This is a genomic window from Gammaproteobacteria bacterium, assembly GCA_016765075.1.
GTDB lineage: Bacteria > Pseudomonadota > Gammaproteobacteria.
Genome location: JAESQP010000089.1, coordinates 1 through 17,591, shown reverse-complemented (window position 1 = coordinate 17,591; position 17,591 = coordinate 1). Strand labels below are relative to the sequence as shown.

The following is a 17,591-nucleotide window of genomic DNA, read 5'->3' as shown; positions in this document are numbered from 1 at the left end:
GAATACGAAAAATTCGCTAAAGCCACTAGACATTCTTCCCCTGATGACGAAGGCTGGGGACGCAACAACCAACCTGTGATCAATGTCAGTTGGCAAGATGCTGTTGACTATACAGTAAGGCTATCTGAGCAGACGGGGCATAGCTATCGTCTTCCCAGTGAATCAGAATGGGAATACATGGCTCGTGCCGGCAGCCAGGCCAGCTATTGGTGGGGTAATGAGTTACGTGGTGATTATGCTAATTGTCACGATTGCACAGACAATCTGGCTGGCAAACAAACAACCGCTGTAGAAAGCTATGATGCTAACGCCTTCGGTATTAAAAATACTGCGGGTAACGTCGCCGAATGGGTTCAGGACTGTTACCACGCCAGCTATGAAAATGCGCCACTGGACAGCAAAGCCTGGATAAGTAATGGCAATTGTGGCAAACGTATGGTTCGCGGTGGCTCCTACCGTTCAAGCTTTAACCATCTACGCTCATCTGCTCGTGATTCCTTTGACATTACAACCCGCAGCGACTCAATCGGCTTTCGTGTTGTCAGGGAATACTAAGGGATCGCTGATGTGTCTGGAGCAGCGAGATTGATGGCTGAAACTTTTCAGATCAAGGCGCGAATCGTAGTCAATAGTGGGGCTATTGGCAAGATCGCGCCCCGAAGGAAGTGCCCTTGGGGTACAACAAAGAGCTGGAAAGTTTCAGCCATCAAGGTCGCGTTCCACGACACACTAGAGGTTCCTTAGTATAAAAACCGGGTATTTTAATCGATTACAGGTGGCTTGACGAGTATTGCCAACCCTAGAATCTATTCTATGGGGTTAATCGTTGTGAATTACAATGAAATTGTGCCGTGATGTTATGTAAGTTATTGATTTCTTATTACGTTATGGTTGAGCATCACAGCTTTAGTTTGCCAGATTGATAATGGCCATTTTTTCCTGAGTCATGTCATGCATAGTATAAGCAATGCCACCGGTTCCATAACCGGACTGTCTACGACCTGCAAAAGGCATCCAATCAGCGCGAAAGGCGGTGTGATCGTTGACCATGACTGCGCTAGCATCCAGTTTTTGGATACACTCCATCACGACATCCAGTTTATTACTAAATACCGAGGCCTGAAATGCAAAAGGCAGGGCGTTGGCAAGTTTCAAGGCTGTTTCGAGTTTGTCGTAGCTGTAAACACAAACAACGGGGCCAAATATTTCTTGGCATGAGACTTTTGCATCGAGAGGTGGATTAAGGAGTACGGTTGGTGCGTAGGTTGTGGTGCCTAGCTTTTTACCACCACAAAGCACTTTTGCTCCTTGAGATTTTGCTTCGTTGACCCATTCGGCAACCCGATCAACTTCTCTTGGGTGAATGAGTGGCCCGCATAGCGTAGCTTCATCAGTGGCATTACCAACAACGAGTTTTTCTGCTGTGCTAGCCAATGCTTCTGCGATGACTTGTGAGTGCGCGCGTGGTACAAAAACGCGTTGTACCGAAACACACACTTGGCCAGAGTGATAAAATCCGCCTTTAATTAACGCAGGTACCATTGTTTCAAAGTCTGCGCTTTCGTCGACAATAACTGGCGCAGCACCACCGTGTTCGAGCGCGCAACGCGTGCCTGGTGCAAGCTTAGAACGCAGCATCCAACCGATATTTGCTGAACCCACGAATGAAAAGAAAGCGACACGAGGGTCGGTGACCATTTTTTCTGCTGTAGGAGTATTGCAGGCGACAAAACGACACCATTCTGGTGGTAAACCTGATGCGTGAAGTATTTCGACAAAACGCTGGCAGGATAAAGGCGTGTTGTCAGCAGGTTTGACCAGCACAGGACAGCCAGTGGCAACAGCAGGCGCCACCTGATGAGCAATTAAATTTAGCGGATGGTTGAATGCTGAGACCGCAACAACAGGGCCGATGGGCTCGAGCGTGGTAAATGCAATTCTACCAGCGCTTGCCGCAGTATGTCCCATAGGGATTTCTTTGCCGGCCATATGCGTCAGTGTTGTGATACAGATTTGCACACTTTCTATAGCACGAGCGACTTCTATTCGCGCATCGATTAAGGGTTTACCCCCTTCATTGGCAATCAAAAAAGCGAGATCATCGGTGTGTTGTTCAAGGCTTGCTGCGGTGTTTTTCAGGATAGCGATACGCGTATGTGCTGGCAGCCAGGCATCACGGTTTTTATATAGCGATTGCGCGGTGTCTAAATACGTATCGATTTCATTCCAGTCACTAAGTGGAACACTACCAATAGGTTTTAGATCGTAAGGGTTAACCACTTCGAGTGTTTTATTTGCGTTTGCATTCATAGTAGACAAACTTTTTCAGTTAATTCGTCAATGAGGACTTTTTCATTTTCTGAGTAATCAATTGGTAGGTCTATAAGATGAACACCGCCAGCATCGAAGGCTTGGTTTAAGACTGGTATAAGACTTTCAGCAGATTCAATGCGATGACCATTAGCGCCATAGCTTTGCGCATATTTTACAAAATCAGGATTACCAAACTCCAGGCCCCAGTCGTCAAAACCTGCGGATGCCTGCTTCCAACGGATCATGCCGTAAGAGCTATCGTTTAAAATGGTAATGACTAAATTAAGTTTAAGGCGAACGGCTGTTTCAACTTCTTGCGAATTCATCATAAAGCCACCGTCACCACAAATAGCCATGACGCGTCGTTTGGGATACATCATTGCTACCATCATGGCAGAGGGTAACCCAGCGCCCATGGTTGCCAATGCATTATCAAGTAATACGGTGTTCGGTTGGTAGGCTTTGTAGTTGCGCGCAAACCAAATTTTATAAATGCCATTGTCGAGGGCAATAATATCTTCATCACCCATGACTTTTCGTGTGTCGGCAACTAGACGTTGTGGTGTAATAGGAAAGCGTGTGTCAGTAATTCCCTCGTTAATATGAGTCTCGATTTCATTATGAATACGTGAGAAATAGGTGCGATCGAATTCAAGGCTGGTCTTGAGTTTATCTTTCAGGCGTTTTATTGAGCCGACTATGTCGCCGACCACTTCAACCTGTGGGAAATAAACCTGGTCTACTTGGGCAGATGTATAATTAACGTGGATGACTTTTTTGCCATTGTCCTCCATGAGAAAGGGTGGTTTTTCAACAACGTCATGACCAACATTAATGATTAAATCAGCACGCTTAATAGCGCAGTGCAAATAATCGTTATCAGATAGCGCTGCAGTACCTAAGCAAAGTTCTGAGCGTTCGTCGACGACACCCTTGCCCATTTGGGTGCTAAAAAACGGGACTTTTATACTGTGAATAAAGTCGTCCAGCGCTGAGCGTGTATGTCTTCGATTGGCACCAGCACCAATTAATAGCAGTGGTAGCTTCGCTGAGCGAATGAGTTTTGCAGCTTCGTCTAATACTATGTCATCAGCTACGGCGTAATGTCGATGATGTGGTGTTAGCACAAATGCGTTAGTTTCTTCAGCCGCGATATCTTCGGGTAATTCGAGTAATACTGCGCCAGGTCGTTCTTCTTCGGCGATGCGAAATGCTTCGCGGACTAATGCCGGAATGGTATTGCCGTGCACTATTTGCTTCGACATTTTGCAGATTGGTTGAAACAAGCTGACGATGTCAATGATCTGGAATTGGCCTTGTTTAGATTTTTTTATAGGTTTTTGTCCGGTAATCATTATTAAGGGGAAGCCACCAAGTTGTGCGTAAGCGGCAGGTGTTGCAAGGTTGGTGGCGCCAGGCCCCAGTGTCGCCATACACACCCCTGCTTTGTTGGTAAGGCGACCATAGGTTGCTGCCATAAATGCGGCGCCTTGCTCATGACGGGTGAGGACGAGTTTTATCGTTGAGGTGCGTAATGACTCGAGCATATCGAGGTTTTCTTCGCCAGGCACAGCAAATATGTGTTCGACGCCTTCCATTTCTAATGCGCGGACAAAAAGATCTGAGGCCTTCATGCCATGTTCTTTACCCTTTTTAGAGGTCATTTCTTTGTCCATTGTTTAGCCCCGCTATTTAATGGCAGACAAATTAATATAGATAAGATATTTAAGTATGTTGATCAAGCAAGATTGGTTTGGGTACAGGATATAAAATATCCATAGGGATAGATTTGCCATTGTCTTGGACGATACGTATATGTTTGCGCCGCATAAGCCGCGGTCTTCTAACACCGCAAGAATGCGAGATCATTTCAATCTCATGGCGCATATTATTACAGTAATTTGCTACTTTGACGGACTTGTCAGTCGGATCAAGGCCTTTTTGTAAGCGCGGGTTATGTGTGGTGATTCCAGTTGGGCAAGTATTTTTATTGCACCTAAGTGCTTGAATGCAGCCTAGCGAGAACATGAAGCCGCGTGCCGAAGTAACGAAGTCTGCGCCGGTGGCAATAGCCCAGGCCATCTCAGAGGGTGTGATGAGTTTGCCTGAAGCAATAAGTCGAATGCGTTCATTTAAACCATATTGGTACAGTATGTCTGCGATCAGTGGTAAGGATTCTTTGATGGGTAAACCGACGTTGTCCATTAAGGCCATCGGTGCTGCGCCTGTCCCACCATCGCCGCTGTCGACAGTAATAAAGTCCGGTGCACTTTCTACCCCACGCGCGTGGATCGCCTTACATAGATGTGCTATCCAGCCGGGTGATCCAATGACGGATTTAAAGCCGACGGGTTTTCCGGTAACGTCCCTAACATGATTAATCATATCAAGCAATTCGTTATTGTTATCGATTTCAGGGTGTCGATTAGGGGAAATTGAACTTTGGCCTTGCGGTATGCCACGTATTTTTGCAATTTCTGCTGTGACTTTTATGCCGGGCAAAATACCGCCTTTGCCAGGTTTGGCGCCTTGGCTAATTTTTAGCTCAAACATTTTTATCTGTTCGTGCGCGGCGACCTCTTTGAGTTTTTCATCGGACAGTTTGCCTGACTCGTCGCGTACCCCGTACTTGGCGGTGCCAATTTGAAAAACAATATCGCAGTTGCCTTCTAGATGATAGGGTGACAGCCCTCCTTCCCCTGTATTCATCCAGCAGCCTGCTATTTTGGCGCCTTTGGATAGGGCGCGAACAGCGGGCGCTGATAGTGCGCCATAACTCATGCCAGAGATATTGAATATCGATGGTGCGTTGTAAGGTTTTTTGCAATAGGGACCTATTTCTAGGCTGATTCTTTTCTCTGCGTCTTCATCTAATGTGGGGAAAGGGCAATTTACGAATATCACAGTTCCCACTGCCGAAAGGTTTTTTGTCGAGCCAAAGGCAATCGTATTGTCTTTATTGCTTGCAGCTTTACCAACCCACTCACGCTCAGCACGATTGAATGGCATTTCTTCGCGATCCATGGCAAAAAAATACTGGCGAAAAAACTCACCCAATGAGGAAAACAAATAGCGAAAACGGCCTATGACGGGGTAGTTCTTTCTTACTGCGTCTTTGGATTGAGTGATATCCATAATGAACAAGACGATCACCACGAGAATGAACAATGCAATCAAAAATATAAATAACGATGACAAAAGATGGATGTCATTCATTTGAATATCGTTCATTTATATTTTCTCACATAGAGTGAAAATCTGGTTTAGCTCAGATTATAAGTTGAATCTAGCACAATTATGTAACAGCAATATAAAGTGTTTTTGGTGCTTAGCTAACCCAATGAATAATATGTTCTTCAAGGCTAGTTATGTCCACTTCAGACTCTGACAATACGCGGTCTTTTACGGATATTCCAGCGTGGTGAACACTATGGCTGTTGCCTGATATCAACGGGTGCCAATCGAACAGGGGTTTTCCGTCAGCGATTAATCGATAAGCGCAAGTAGAGGGTAGCCAGTGAAATTTTTCGATGTCTTTTGCTGTTAAAACCAGGCAATCACTGACCAGGTCTTGGCGTTGTGGGTAGTTTGTACAGCGGCAACGATCCAAGTCCAAAAGTTTGCAAGCAACTTTGGTGTAGTAAACCTGATCTGTGTCTTCATCTTCGAGTTTATGCAAGCAGCATAAACCGCAGCCATCGCAGAGTGATTCCCACTCGTTTTGGCTCATTTCATCGAGTTGTTTCGTTTGCCAAAATTTATTCGTCACAATGAGTAAATAGCAATTTTAGTTAACCCGATTCTTTACCGAGAAAGTAATTTTCTTTATTTACTTCCTGCATATAATCGGTAGGGTTAATGGGTATTTGCAGATAAAATCCTTGTGAGTCTAACGCAGCTAATATTGCATTTGCATTTGCATTCGCCAGCTTAGTTTTTGCGGTAATGGTGAGTGTCATCGCCAGTTCTGGTTGGCCAATTTTCTTTTTTAAAGCATCAGGCAAATCATTTAAGTTGTCTTTTTTATCGATGTAGAGATACATGCCGTCTTTGTATGAGCAACGATAAATTTCGCAAGTGCGTTCTGTTTTCTTAGTCATAGTCTCTTCAAGGCCTATTCGGTTTCTGCTGTGCCGTGGAGTTGTTTCAGTTGGTATAGCAACTCTAGTGCTTGTCTTGCTGTGAGCTCATCGGGATCAATGGTTGCCAATAATTCTAACGTTGGATTAATGGTCTGTTTGAGGGGCTCGGATGAGAGTGTTTGTGTGTCAGCAGGGGCATTAAATAAATCGATTTGTGGATGATTGTTGTGATTGCTGCTGGCCTGTTGTTGTTCCAATAAATGCAGACGTTTTCTTGCTGTCGCAACGACAGTCTTGGGTACGCCAGCAAGCGCGGCAACTTGTAATCCATAACTACGATTAGCCGCACCTTCTTTGACGCTATGCAGAAAAACAATGCTGTCATGGTGTTCGATGGCGGCAAGATGAATGTTGGCAATAGCATCTTGCTTTGATTGCAGGACGGTAAGTTCAAAGTAGTGGGTAGCAAATAAGGTGAAGGCCTTGATGTGTTTAGCCAAGTGTTCAGCGCAAGCCCAGGCCAGTGACAGGCCATCGAAGGTGCTGGTGCCACGACCCACTTCGTCCATTAGCACCAGGCTTTGTTCGCTGGCGTTGTGAAGAATAGCTGCGGTCTCGGTCATTTCCACCATAAATGTGGAGCGGCCTCCAGCCAAGTCATCCGAGGCGCCGATACGTGTGAAAATACGGTCAAAGGGGCCAATGACAGCACGCTTGGCCGGGACGAAACAGCCGCAATGCGCCAATAGAGTAATGATGGCAGTTTGGCGCATATAGGTCGATTTACCGCCCATGTTTGGGCCGGTAATAATAAGCATGCGACGCGAGTCATCGAGTTGCACATCGTTGGGCGTAAAGGGTTTGTCCAAGGTGGCTTCGACAACAGGATGACGGCCATCTTTAATTAACAGACCAGGTTCTTCTGTTAGTTCTGGTTGTGATAAATCAAGTTGCCAGGCGCGTTGCGCAAAATTAGTCAGCACATCAATTTGTGCAATCACATTTGCGCTGCTTTGTAATGTCTGAACATCTTCAGCCAAGGTGTCTAATAATTGTTCGTAGAGGTATTTTTCTCTGCTTAAGGCGCGCTGGCGTGCGCTTAATACTTTATCTTCAAATGATTTCAGCTCGGGTGTGATATAGCGTTCAACGTTTTTCAGTGTTTGGCGACGTTGGAAATGATCGGGAATTTTTTCTGTATGGATTTTACTGGCTTCAATGTAATACCCGTGCACACGGTTATAGCCCACCTTGAGTGTGCTAATACCGCTGTTTTTTCTTTCTTTGGTTTCGAGGTCAATTAAAAATTGGTTGGCGTTTTCACTTAAATTGCGCAGTTCATCGAGCTCGCTATCAAAACCCGTTGCAATGACGCCGCCATCGCGAATGAGCATGGGTGGCTCTGCAATAATGGCATTGTTTAGCAGTTGGCTAAGCTGGCTATGTTCGTCTACAGCTGATTCAAGTTCGTTCAGCAGGGGCGAGTCAAATTGTGCAAGCTGTTGTTTAAGCTTTGGCAAACTATGCAGTGATTGGCGCAGTTGTGTTAAGTCGCGTGGTCGTGCTGATTTTAATGCGATACGGCTGACAATACGTTCGATATCGCCAACCTGTTTAAGTTGTTCACGTGTCGGTTCGTGTGCCTCTGGCGTTTGTAAGGTATCGACGCATTGGTAACGTTGGCGCAGCAATTCATGGTTGCGCATAGGGGTGTTGAGCCAGCGGCGTAACATGCGGCCACCCATGGTGGTGACAGTACGATCTATGACCGATGTCAGGGTGTTGTCACGACCGCCTTGAAGATTAATATCAATCTCAAGGTTGCGACGACTGGCAGCATCCAGTAACAAATTTTCACTATGTTGTGAGACGTGCAGGCTACTAATATGGGGTAGCAGGTTTTGCTGTGTTCGTCTTGCATATTGCAGTAGCGCGCCAGCAGCGCGCACGGCCAGCGGGGTGTCGTCACAACCGAGTCCGCTCAGGTCATGTAATTTAAGTTGTTCGCATAGCAGACGTTGCGCGTTATCCAGGTCAAACTCCCAGGCTTCGAGTGTTTGTACCCCAAGGGCCTGCCCCCGTGTCAAGCACGGGGCAGGCTCCGTGCTTGACACGGGGCTGTGGTGTTTATTGTTGTTGCTGAATATATTGGCGTGATCCTCCTGCACTAATAGTTCAGCAGGGCGCAGACGTGCCAGTTCATCATCGAGTGCATTGCTTGATTGCAGTTGTGAAATAAAGAAGCGTGCGCTACTGATGTCCAGTGCCGCGATTCCTGCTGAGCTACCTTCGATAAAAACAGCGACCAACAAATTGTCACGTTCGGCATCAAGCATGCCATCGTCGGTGACAGTGCCTGGCGTCATCAGCCGAACGACTTTACGTTCAACCGGCCCTTTGCTGGTACTGGGGTCGCCGATTTGCTCGCAAATGGCAACCGATTCACCGTGTTTGATGAGTTTGGCCAGATAATTATCGGCAGCGTGATAAGGCACACCAGCCATAGGAATCGGTGCGCCAGCAGATTGGCCGCGTGCGGTCAGGCTGATGTTAAGTAACTTTGCAGCATGTTTGGCATCTTCAAAGAACAGCTCGTAGAAATCGCCCATACGGTAAAAAACGAGGGTATCAGGATAGTCCTGTTTGATGCGTAAATACTGGCGCATCATTGGTGTATGAGAAGAGAAATCAGTGTTCATGGCTAGGGGGTGTTAACAATCATTTTGGCAGCTCTGCCCGCCCTTCGAGTTGCGCCTTCAATGCCGCCATACTGCGTTATTCGTCGATCATTTGGAACCACCAAACTTCTCTCCTCTCGCCTTGTCTGGCGGCATTGAAGGCGCAACAGGGCTGCCAAAATGATTGTTAACACCCCTTATCATAACGGAAAAGGGTGTGTAGCTTATTGTTCGATAGGGGTGTCTTTGTCATTGCCCCATTCAGACCAGGCACCATGGTAGCCTTTGATACTTTTATAGCCGAGGCTTTTGAGCACGATATAGCTGTGTGCTGAGCGGTGATGGGTTTGGCAGTAGCTAATGATTTGTTTGTCTTTAGTGATGCCAGCCGACGCATACAGTGTGCGTAACGCATCACTACTACGTAATTTAAGGTTGTTTTCCATATTGATGGCATCAGTCCAGTTAATGTTCACTGCGCCAGGAATATGTCCACTACGTTTAGCACGCACGATCTCGCCTTTAAATTCGCCTTCACTGCGTGCATCGAGTAGCACCACTGAAGGGTCATTGAGATGTTCGAGAATGTAGTCTTTATCTGCCAGGACAGTGTTGTCTATACGCGCTTCATAATGGCTGGTATGGATGCTAATAGTTTGATTATTCATTGGCATACCGGTACTGCGCCATGCAGTGAGACCACCATTTAGCAGGGACGAACTTTTATGGCCGAGGCAATCTAGAGTCCACAGCAGACGGCAGGCTTTGCCGCTGTTGTCGTCATCGTAGGCGACGACATGATGGCTCGGTGTCAGGCCAATTTTGGAAAAGACACGGCTCAGCATTTCTTCATTCGGCAATAAGCCCATGGTGGGCGGCTGTGATGTCACAATATTATTGTAATTAAGTGAGATGGCACCTGGAATGTGGAGGGTGTTATAGCTATCAGCGGAGGATAGATCTACGACGAGTAGCTGATGATTGCCGAGCAATGGTTGCAGTGCTTGTGGCTCGAGTAATAAAGCAGGTGGGCTGGCCATGATGCTCCTGGCAGATGTTCTTGGTAATAGAACAGGTGCGCTGTATTTGTCTAGCGGTATCATCGCGCTGTTGGGTTTGTACTGTCAAATAGGGGGCAAGTAAATGAGTGAAGTTGCTTGTTATAGTTTGACCGACATCCTTTGTCGGTCTGATTTGACACTATATGTGTCCAGATAAGTCTTTTATAACTTGTTTAATGCGCGTTGGGTAATGCGTTCTTTGGCAAGTGCGTCTTGCTGCATGATTCGGCGTGCGCGTGCTTCACTGAATGAAATAATGACAGCACCGCTGCCATGGCTGCGATCAGTATTCGTGGCAGTGTTTTGTTCTTCTTTTGTTTTTTCTTTGCTAGGTAAAATTTCAAAGGTATTGGCTAGCGAAGAATGATAGGCCGCTTGAGTAAAGAACTCATGCATACCATCGAGCATGTCGAGCATTAACATCTCCTGCGCTCGATCACCAAAACCCGTATTATTTTTCTTTTTCAAAATAACTGCTCCTAAAAAGTGTCACCCTAGTTGTCGGAAAATAGTCAGTAAAACTTGATGGTTAAATAGGTGAGATTGCTCACATATTTGCCTAATAAATCTCAGGGCAGAGCTTTCGAGAAGGCCTTTTAAGAGGCATTATTGACATAAGAGATTGATCTATAGACCTATTTTTTTATATGTGGTTGTATGTTTTGCAATAAGATTTTGAACAGTTTGGGGTTGGCACAGACAATATCACCGCTATCAAAGTGTGTATTACCGCCAGTCATATCACCAACCAGGCCGCCTGCTTCTTCAATAAGCAAGACACCAGCGGCGATATCCCAGGGTTTGAGGCCAAATTCCCAAAAACCATCAAGGCGGCCAGCCGCAACATAGGCCAGATCCAGCGCGGCAGAGCCGGCGCGACGAATGCCGGCAGCCTTGGGTGCGATCGCGCGAAATGTCTCCAGATAGGCGTCGAGATCCTGGTCTTTACGGAAGGGAAAGCCAGTGCCGATTAGCGATCCAGCCAGTATTTTACGTTTGCTGACGCGGATGCGGCGGTTGTTAAGTTGTGCGCCTGCGCCACGGCTAGCAGTAAAGAGTTCCTGGCTCACCGGGTCATAGATCACGGCTTGTTGTAATTTATCTCGGTGTTTAAGGGCAATCGATACAGCAAATTGTGGAAAGCCATGAAGAAAATTAGTCGTACCATCAAGCGGGTCGATGATCCAGACGTAATCACTGTCTCCTTGATTACCACTTTCTTCTGCCATAATTTGGTGGTCAGGGTAGGCAGTTTTAATGATGTCAATAATGGCCGCTTCGGCCGCTTCGTCAACTGCGCTGACAAAGTCATTATGATCTTTGGTGATGACATCAATGCTATCTAGCTTGTCCATAGAGCGACTAATGATGTCCCCCGCTCGACGTGCGGCGCGAACGGCGATATTTAACATCGGGTGCATGTGTGTTTTCCTTTGATTTGCTTTGGTTATGGACAAGGCGCGATAATGCGTAGCGTATGCTATTCTAACATTGCGTTGACTAATACATCTTGTAGCCTATTCTTTTGTCTAAACTCTCTGATCGCATCCGTATCGTTCTTATCGCCACCAGCCACCCTGGCAACATTGGTGCTGCCGCGCGTGCGATGAAAACAATGGGTCTGCAACGGCTGGTTTTGGTCTCACCAAAATCTTACCCTCACGCCGACGCAACAGCTAGAGCATCTGGCGCTGATGATGTGCTAGCCAATGCCCAAGTGTGTACCAGCCTTGCGCAAGCGCTACAGGGTTGTCACTACGTCTTCGGTTTAAGTGCGCGTGAGCGAACGATACCCTGGCCACAGATGTCGCCAAGGCAATGCGCTGATTATGCGGCTGAGCAAGGTGAGGCTGAGCTTGCGCTGGTATTTGGTCGTGAACATTCTGGTTTGACCAATGAAGAGCTTGAGGCCTGTCACTATCATGTGTCAATAGACGCTAATCCTGATTATCCGTCGCTGAATCTTGCCGCCGCAGTGCAGATTATGTGTTATGAATTACGTTTGGCCAGTGTGCAGCCCCTTATCAAGGTTGGTTCTTTGCCAGCTCCAGTTGATGAGCTGGAACGTTTTTTTGAACATCTTGAGCAAGTAATGATCGACGTTGAGTTTCTTGACCCAGAACAACCTGGCCATATTATGCGCCGACTTCGTCGTCTTTATATGAAGGCAGAGCCCGATAAACAGGATATTAATATCTTGCGTGGTGTGTTTAGCGCAGCACAGCGTGCTCTTGGGGTACAAAAGAACCGACCTGATAATACTTGACTGAATTAGTCAAGTATAGCTAATATCACACTATAAGAGCATGGCAAGTGTTGCTGGTCATTCTACATCAAGGTGCCCCACGCTTTCGCGGAGGTAAGCTCTTGGGGTACAAGGGGTTGTTTTACCGATGAAGTTAACCACTAAAGGGCGTTACGCCGTGACGGCTATGTTAGATCTGGCCCTCCATACAGACGCCGGACCCACTCCGTTGGCTGATATTTCAAAACGCCAGGCCGTCTCGCTTTCTTATCTTGAACAATTATTTTCCAGGCTACGTCGTAATGGCCTGGTTGAGAGTGCACGTGGCCCTGGTGGTGGTTATCGTTTAGCACGTGACGCTAATGAGATTGCAGTGATGCATGTGTTGGATGCCATTGACGAGAAAGTTGACGCGACCCGTTGTGGTGGCAGCGCCGATTGTCAACACGGAGAACCCTGTTTAACTCACGATTTATGGGCCGATTTGAGCGATCAGGTTTATGCCTTTCTCAGTCATATTAGTTTGGGTGAACTGGTTAAGCGAAATACGGTTCGTGCCGTCGCTAAGCGACAGGATGACGCGACACGACCTCACTACGTGGAATTGCCCAATATTAAAAAATCTATTAGAAAATCTATTAAAAAATCGACAGCGTAGGCGTGAACAGCACCCCCGGGAGATATAGCATTTGACGATGTATCTCGACCACAATGCCACAACGCAACTTGACCCGGCTGCTCTTGAAGCGATGTTGCCTTATCTGACAGCGCATCATGGTAACCCGTCAAGTATTCATCATGCAGGCCGAATAGCCCGCACAGCAATTGATAACGCGCGCGAGCAGGTGGCTGATCTAGTTGGCGCACATCCAACGCAGATTATTTTCACCAGTGGTGGCACAGAGGCCAATAATTTGGCCTTGAACAGCCTTGCCAGCCATAATGTTGGCGCATTTTGCGTCAGCGCTATCGAGCATCCTGCTGTGTTAGAGCCAGCACGCCAGTGGCAAGCGAAGGGATGGCAATTAGCGTTAGCACCGGTTGATGCCAATGGTAGGGTGGATGAAGACGCTACTGCTGAGATACTGAAAAAAAAACCAACACTGATGTCAGTCATGATGGCTAATAATGAAACCGGCGTTATTCAGCCCGTTGCGGCTTTAGCGCATAAAGCGCGCGAGTATGGCGTCATCGTGCATACTGACGCGGTGCAGGCTGCAGGCAAGATCGCCATCGACTTTAATGCGTTAGGTGTTCATCTTATGAGTTTGTCTGCGCACAAAATCTATGGTCCCAAAGGTGTTGGTGCGTTGATTGTTGATAAGGCGCTGGATATCCCACCTCTGTTATTCGGTGGTGGCCATGAAAAAGGTCGTCGTTCGGGCACAGAAAATGTCGCGGCAATAGTGGGTTTTGCCAAAGCAGCTGAATTGGCGCGCCAGCAACTTGATGCACGCAGCCAGCATATGCTTGGTTTGCGTAAGCATTTAGAAACCGCATTGAAAAAACTGGATGGTGCCCACATTATTGCAGAGTCAGCACCGCGTTTACCCAATACGGTATTGCTTGCTATTGCCGGTGTTGAAGGTGAGACTCTCTTGATGAGTCTCGATGCCAAAGGCATCGCCGTGTCCAGTGGCTCGGCCTGCGCTAGCAGTGATACTGAGCCTAGTCATGTGTTACGGGCGATGGATCTGGATGATGAATTTGCGCAGAGCACCTTGCGCATCAGTTTTGGTAAAGACAGTACGCTAGCAGAGTGTGACGCTGCGATAGCAGCGATTAAAGAATTAACGCAAATGAGCCAACAAATGGCTTCAGTTGCCTGGTAGCTATACTAAGGATTATAAGGATCGGCCATGTCAATTTCACTTACACAAGCGGCTGCCCAGCGTATCCAATCCATGCTCGAAGAACGTGGCTCTGGCATCGGCATACGTTTAGGTGTTAAAAAAAATGGCTGCGCAGGTTTTGCCTATGTGTTGGATTTCGCCGATGAGCAGAGTGAAAACGATAGTATTTTTACGCAGCATGATGCGTCGGTTATAGTCGATGAAGACAGCCTGCAAATACTAGAAGGTATCGAGCTCGATTACGTGACAGAAGGGTTAAATAAAAGCTTCAAATTTCGTAACCCCAATGTAACGGATATGTGCGGTTGTGGTGAAAGCTTTAGTGTGAGCTAGCATCCAAATTAGTGGTTGTCACGATTGCCTTGGTGCGTGTTTTGTTTTTTCAGCATTAGATAGAAGGACCTTGCAGCCAATTAGGTCGATATTTTATCGCTGGATAACCTCATTGCCATAATTCTTCGTTCATGTTAATTCTTAAAGCGTTTTAATACTTGATTTGGGTATTCTAGACTGAATTAAAAGCCATTTTCATTGCCGAGGTGGCCCTCTATTCTTTAGAATAGGGGGGATTTGCTTCCCCGTTATGCTCTATATCGGGATATTTCTATTAACTAATTGAATTTCCAGGAGTTTTTATGGCGATTGAACGAACCTTGTCTATTATCAAGCCTGATGCAGTGGGCAAGAACGTAATCGGTCAGATTTATAGTCGATTTGAACAAGCAGGCTTACGCATTATCGCGGCAAAAATGACTCATCTTAGTGATGAGCGTGCTGGCGATTTTTATGCTGTTCACAAAGAACGCCCATTTTATGCCGATTTGGTTGCTTTTATGACTTCAGGCCCGGTCATGATCTCAGTGCTTGAAGGCGACAATGCAGTTTTGGCGCATCGTGATGTGATGGGTGCCACCAATCCTAAAGAAGCGGCGGCAGGGACTGTTCGTGCAGATTTTGCTGACAGCATTGATGAAAATGCTTGTCATGGATCTGATGCCGTCACTACTGCAAAAGAAGAAATCGCATTCTTCTTTGCCGATGAAGAACTTTGTTCTCGCACTCGTTAGCTCATGACCGACTCAGCCACAACGCGACCTGACTGTAGGGAAGAAGTACTTAATGATGCCGCAGGAATCTCAGTGAAGACCAATCTACTAGACCTTGATCATGAGGCGATGGTGGATTGGTTCGTTCAAATGGGTGAGCGTAGTTTTCGTGCGAGTCAGGTAATGAAGTGGATTCACCAGCGTGGCGTCAGTGATTTTTCTCAAATGACCGATCTGAATAAATCACTGCGCGCTACCCTGGCAGATATTGCTGAAGTTAAGGCGCCGGAAATCTTATCTGAAAACATTTCAGCAGATGGCACCTATAAATGGTTAGTACGTCTGCAAGGTGGCAATTGCATCGAAACGGTGTATATCCCTGAAGCCGAGCGCGGAACCTTGTGCATTTCTTCGCAAGTGGGTTGCGCTTTAGAGTGCAGCTTTTGTGCGACGGGCTATCAGGGTTTCAATCGCAATCTTAGTGTTGCTGAAATCGTTGGCCAGGTATGGCTTGCGTATAAGGCGCTGGGTTATCACAATGAGGGTCGCACTAAGATTCCTATGGAATCATTAAGCACTTCTTCCTTGCAGTCAGGTCGTACCAAGATTACTAATATTGTCTTCATGGGAATGGGTGAGCCATTATTGAATTTTGACAAGGTAGTGAAGTCAATCAATGTCATGCTTGATGACAATGCTTACGGCTTATCCAAACGACGTATTACCTTGAGTACCGCAGGAGTTATTCCGGCGCTAGTGCGGTTACGTGATGTTGCTGATGTCAGTCTTGCTGTATCATTGCATGCACCAGACGATGAATTACGTAACGAATTAGTTCCGCTTAATAAAAAATACCCTATTAAAGACTTATTAGATGCCTGCGAAGCTTACGTTGCAGATTCACCACGCAAAAAAGTGACCTATGAATACGTTATGCTTGATGGTATTAATGACAGTATTAAACAGGCAAAACGTTTAGTGAGTTTATTGCAAGGGCGTCAGGCCAAAGTTAACCTTATTCCGTTTAACCCTTTCCCTGAGACAGATTACAAACGCTCTTCACAAGCATCCATTGATCGTTTTAGAGACGTATTGGTTACAGCAGGCTTAGTCACGATTACGCGCAAGACACGCGGCGATGATATCGATGGCGCCTGTGGCCAGTTGGCAGGGAAAATAGTTGATAAAACGCGACGTCAGCAAAAACGTATTGCAATGACGGCAAGGGGATAGTATGAGCCGTATAGGGTCTGTTGACGTTTCATTTTTATCACTGTTGCACCTTCAATACCGCCAATTAAGGCGCGAGGCGCGTAGTTTGGTTGTTCCAAATGAGCAACGAGTAACGCCAAGTGGCGGTATTGAAGGTGCAACCCACAGGGCTGAGCCTCATTTTTCACCCTACTGCGTTGTCAGTCGCTTATATAGAACGACTATACTGCGCTTCTTCCGTCTTGTAGGGCGAAAAATGAGGCTCCAGCAGTGACAAAAATGAAACGTCAACAGCCCCTGGTCTTTATCGCGTTATTATCATTACTTATTAGCGCTTGCGTTAGCCAAGGCGGTGCCAATAAGTCTGAGAACACAGCGGCTGAGGCTCATGTTAGCTTAGGTTTAGGCTATCTACAGCAGAAACGACCACAGCTTGCGATTCAAAGTTTTACGCGTGCAATTGAGCTTGATTCGCGATTGGCGAGCGCACATCATTACGCTGCTGAATCGTATCGCCAGATGCGCCAATATGCGCGTGCCGATAAACACTTCGTAAAAGCATTAAAATTGGCGCCCAAAGACGCGGCGATAAAGAATAATTACGGTGTGTATCTGTGTGATAGACAACGCTATGATGAGGCCGATGGTTATTTTATTGAAGCCATAGAAGATAAATTTTATACCTCTACTGCTGATGCTTTAGAAAACGCAGGCTTATGCGCGCGCAAGTCTGGCGATTCTGTTTTGGCAGCGAAACGTTTTCGACAAGCAATTGAACATGATGAGCGTCGTGCCCGCTCACTTTACCAGCTTGCAGATCTCAGCTATTTAGCTAATGAGGTATTGGCTGCGCGCGGTTTTGTGCAGCGCTATTTTGCTGTCGCTAATGCCAATGCATCATCACTTTGGTTGGCAATTCGCATTGAACACGCTTTGAATAATGATGATGATGTACGTGAGTATGCGACCAGTCTGCATAAAAATTTCCCTAATAGTGATGAAGCAAAAGAATTCAAGCATTGTTGGGCAAATCAATAATGCTTGGGAGCCTCTGATATGTCGTGGAACGCGACCTTGCTGACTAAAATCTTCCAGCTCTTT

17 protein-coding genes are annotated in these 17,591 nt (G+C 46.6%); 8 read left to right on the top strand and 9 right to left on the bottom strand.

Features of this window, described 5'->3' with window-relative positions:
• Positions 1 to 555: SUMF1/EgtB/PvdO family nonheme iron enzyme (locus JKY90_05310; GenBank protein MBL4851683.1), on the top strand; the 555-nt coding region annotated here is incomplete at its 5' end.
• 351 nt (positions 556 to 906) lie between these two features.
• Here JKY90_05310 and JKY90_05305 read toward each other — a convergent pair.
• From JKY90_05305 to JKY90_05265, 9 genes are all read right to left on the bottom strand, one after another.
• Positions 907 to 2,310 carry an aldehyde dehydrogenase family protein gene (locus JKY90_05305; protein ID MBL4851682.1) on the bottom strand — a complete coding sequence of 468 codons (1,404 nt, stop codon included), beginning with the start codon at positions 2,308 to 2,310 and terminating at the stop codon, positions 907 to 909.
• Positions 2,307 to 3,947, bottom strand: coding sequence for an acetolactate synthase large subunit (locus JKY90_05300; GenBank protein ID MBL4851681.1), 1,641 nt, complete (start codon positions 3,945 to 3,947; stop codon positions 2,307 to 2,309). Before JKY90_05300 ends, JKY90_05305 begins: the two co-directional genes overlap by 4 nt.
• 91 nt (positions 3,948 to 4,038) lie before the next feature.
• Positions 4,039 to 5,544, bottom strand: a complete 1,506-nt coding sequence (locus tag JKY90_05295) for an FMN-binding glutamate synthase family protein (GenBank protein MBL4851680.1) — start codon at positions 5,542 to 5,544, stop codon at positions 4,039 to 4,041.
• Positions 5,545 to 5,641: 97 nt separating this feature from the next.
• Positions 5,642 to 6,043: a YcgN family cysteine cluster protein gene (locus JKY90_05290; GenBank protein MBL4851679.1), complete on the bottom strand. Its 402-nt coding sequence runs from the start codon at positions 6,041 to 6,043 to the stop codon at positions 5,642 to 5,644.
• Positions 6,044 to 6,104: 61 nt separating this feature from the next.
• Positions 6,105 to 6,413: a YcgL domain-containing protein gene (locus tag JKY90_05285; protein MBL4851678.1), complete on the bottom strand. Its 309-nt coding sequence runs from the start codon at positions 6,411 to 6,413 to the stop codon at positions 6,105 to 6,107.
• Positions 6,414 to 6,427: 14 nt separating this feature from the next.
• Positions 6,428 to 9,094, bottom strand: a complete 2,667-nt coding sequence (mutS, locus tag JKY90_05280) for a DNA mismatch repair protein MutS (protein MBL4851677.1) — start codon at positions 9,092 to 9,094, stop codon at positions 6,428 to 6,430.
• Positions 9,095 to 9,297: 203 nt separating this feature from the next.
• Positions 9,298 to 10,113 carry a sulfurtransferase gene (locus tag JKY90_05275; GenBank protein ID MBL4851676.1) on the bottom strand — a complete coding sequence of 272 codons (816 nt, stop codon included), beginning with the start codon at positions 10,111 to 10,113 and terminating at the stop codon, positions 9,298 to 9,300.
• 183 nt (positions 10,114 to 10,296) lie between these two features.
• Positions 10,297 to 10,602 (bottom strand): hypothetical protein, encoded by a 306-nt coding sequence (locus JKY90_05270; GenBank protein ID MBL4851675.1) that lies wholly within the window; start codon positions 10,600 to 10,602, stop codon positions 10,297 to 10,299.
• Between the two features lie 167 nt (positions 10,603 to 10,769).
• The gene (locus JKY90_05265) at positions 10,770 to 11,555 is read right to left on the bottom strand and encodes an inositol monophosphatase (GenBank protein ID MBL4851674.1); all 786 of its coding nucleotides are present in this window, start codon (positions 11,553 to 11,555) and stop codon (positions 10,770 to 10,772) included.
• A 104-nt stretch (positions 11,556 to 11,659) separates the two neighbouring features.
• Here JKY90_05265 and JKY90_05260 point away from each other — a divergent pair, with 104 nt between their 5' ends.
• From JKY90_05260 to pilW, 7 genes are all read left to right on the top strand, one after another.
• Positions 11,660 to 12,400: an RNA methyltransferase gene (locus tag JKY90_05260; protein ID MBL4851673.1), complete on the top strand. Its 741-nt coding sequence runs from the start codon at positions 11,660 to 11,662 to the stop codon at positions 12,398 to 12,400.
• Positions 12,401 to 12,527: 127 nt separating this feature from the next.
• The gene (locus JKY90_05255) at positions 12,528 to 13,037 is read left to right on the top strand and encodes a Fe-S cluster assembly transcription factor (protein ID MBL4851672.1); all 510 of its coding nucleotides are present in this window, start codon (positions 12,528 to 12,530) and stop codon (positions 13,035 to 13,037) included.
• A 37-nt stretch (positions 13,038 to 13,074) separates the two neighbouring features.
• A complete protein-coding gene (locus JKY90_05250) occupies positions 13,075 to 14,211 on the top strand; it encodes a cysteine desulfurase (GenBank protein ID MBL4851671.1) in 1,137 nt (378 codons plus the stop codon).
• A 27-nt stretch (positions 14,212 to 14,238) separates the two neighbouring features.
• On the top strand, positions 14,239 to 14,565 hold the full coding sequence (locus JKY90_05245; protein MBL4851670.1) for an iron-sulfur cluster assembly accessory protein: 327 nt from the start codon (positions 14,239 to 14,241) through the stop codon (positions 14,563 to 14,565).
• Between the two features lie 302 nt (positions 14,566 to 14,867).
• Positions 14,868 to 15,299 carry a nucleoside-diphosphate kinase gene (gene ndk / locus JKY90_05240; GenBank protein MBL4851669.1) on the top strand — a complete coding sequence of 144 codons (432 nt, stop codon included), beginning with the start codon at positions 14,868 to 14,870 and terminating at the stop codon, positions 15,297 to 15,299.
• A 3-nt stretch (positions 15,300 to 15,302) separates the two neighbouring features.
• Complete coding sequence (gene rlmN / locus JKY90_05235) at positions 15,303 to 16,511, top strand: 23S rRNA (adenine(2503)-C(2))-methyltransferase RlmN (protein ID MBL4851668.1); 1,209 nt, start codon at positions 15,303 to 15,305, stop codon at positions 16,509 to 16,511.
• Between the two features lie 258 nt (positions 16,512 to 16,769).
• Positions 16,770 to 17,528, top strand: a complete 759-nt coding sequence (pilW, locus tag JKY90_05230) for a type IV pilus biogenesis/stability protein PilW (protein ID MBL4851667.1) — start codon at positions 16,770 to 16,772, stop codon at positions 17,526 to 17,528.
• Positions 17,529 to 17,591 lie beyond the last annotated feature (63 nt).

Coding starts and splice junctions, on each gene's coding strand:
- JKY90_05295 (MBL4851680.1), bottom strand. CDS start 5,544: ATGAACGATATTCAAATGAATGACATCCATCTTTTGTCATCGTTATTT.
- mutS (MBL4851677.1), bottom strand. CDS start 9,094: ATGAACACTGATTTCTCTTCTCATACACCAATGATGCGCCAGTATTTA.
- JKY90_05285 (MBL4851678.1), bottom strand. CDS start 6,413: ATGACTAAGAAAACAGAACGCACTTGCGAAATTTATCGTTGCTCATAC.
- JKY90_05275 (MBL4851676.1), bottom strand. CDS start 10,113: ATGGCCAGCCCACCTGCTTTATTACTCGAGCCACAAGCACTGCAACCA.
- JKY90_05250 (MBL4851671.1), top strand. CDS start 13,075: ATGTATCTCGACCACAATGCCACAACGCAACTTGACCCGGCTGCTCTT.
- ndk (MBL4851669.1), top strand. CDS start 14,868: ATGGCGATTGAACGAACCTTGTCTATTATCAAGCCTGATGCAGTGGGC.
- JKY90_05300 (MBL4851681.1), bottom strand. CDS start 3,947: ATGAAGGCCTCAGATCTTTTTGTCCGCGCATTAGAAATGGAAGGCGTC.
- pilW (MBL4851667.1), top strand. CDS start 16,770: ATGAAACGTCAACAGCCCCTGGTCTTTATCGCGTTATTATCATTACTT.
- rlmN (MBL4851668.1), top strand. CDS start 15,303: ATGACCGACTCAGCCACAACGCGACCTGACTGTAGGGAAGAAGTACTT.
- JKY90_05305 (MBL4851682.1), bottom strand. CDS start 2,310: ATGAATGCAAACGCAAATAAAACACTCGAAGTGGTTAACCCTTACGAT.
- JKY90_05245 (MBL4851670.1), top strand. CDS start 14,239: ATGTCAATTTCACTTACACAAGCGGCTGCCCAGCGTATCCAATCCATG.
- JKY90_05255 (MBL4851672.1), top strand. CDS start 12,528: ATGAAGTTAACCACTAAAGGGCGTTACGCCGTGACGGCTATGTTAGAT.
- JKY90_05290 (MBL4851679.1), bottom strand. CDS start 6,043: ATGAGCCAAAACGAGTGGGAATCACTCTGCGATGGCTGCGGTTTATGC.
- JKY90_05265 (MBL4851674.1), bottom strand. CDS start 11,555: ATGCACCCGATGTTAAATATCGCCGTTCGCGCCGCACGTCGAGCGGGG.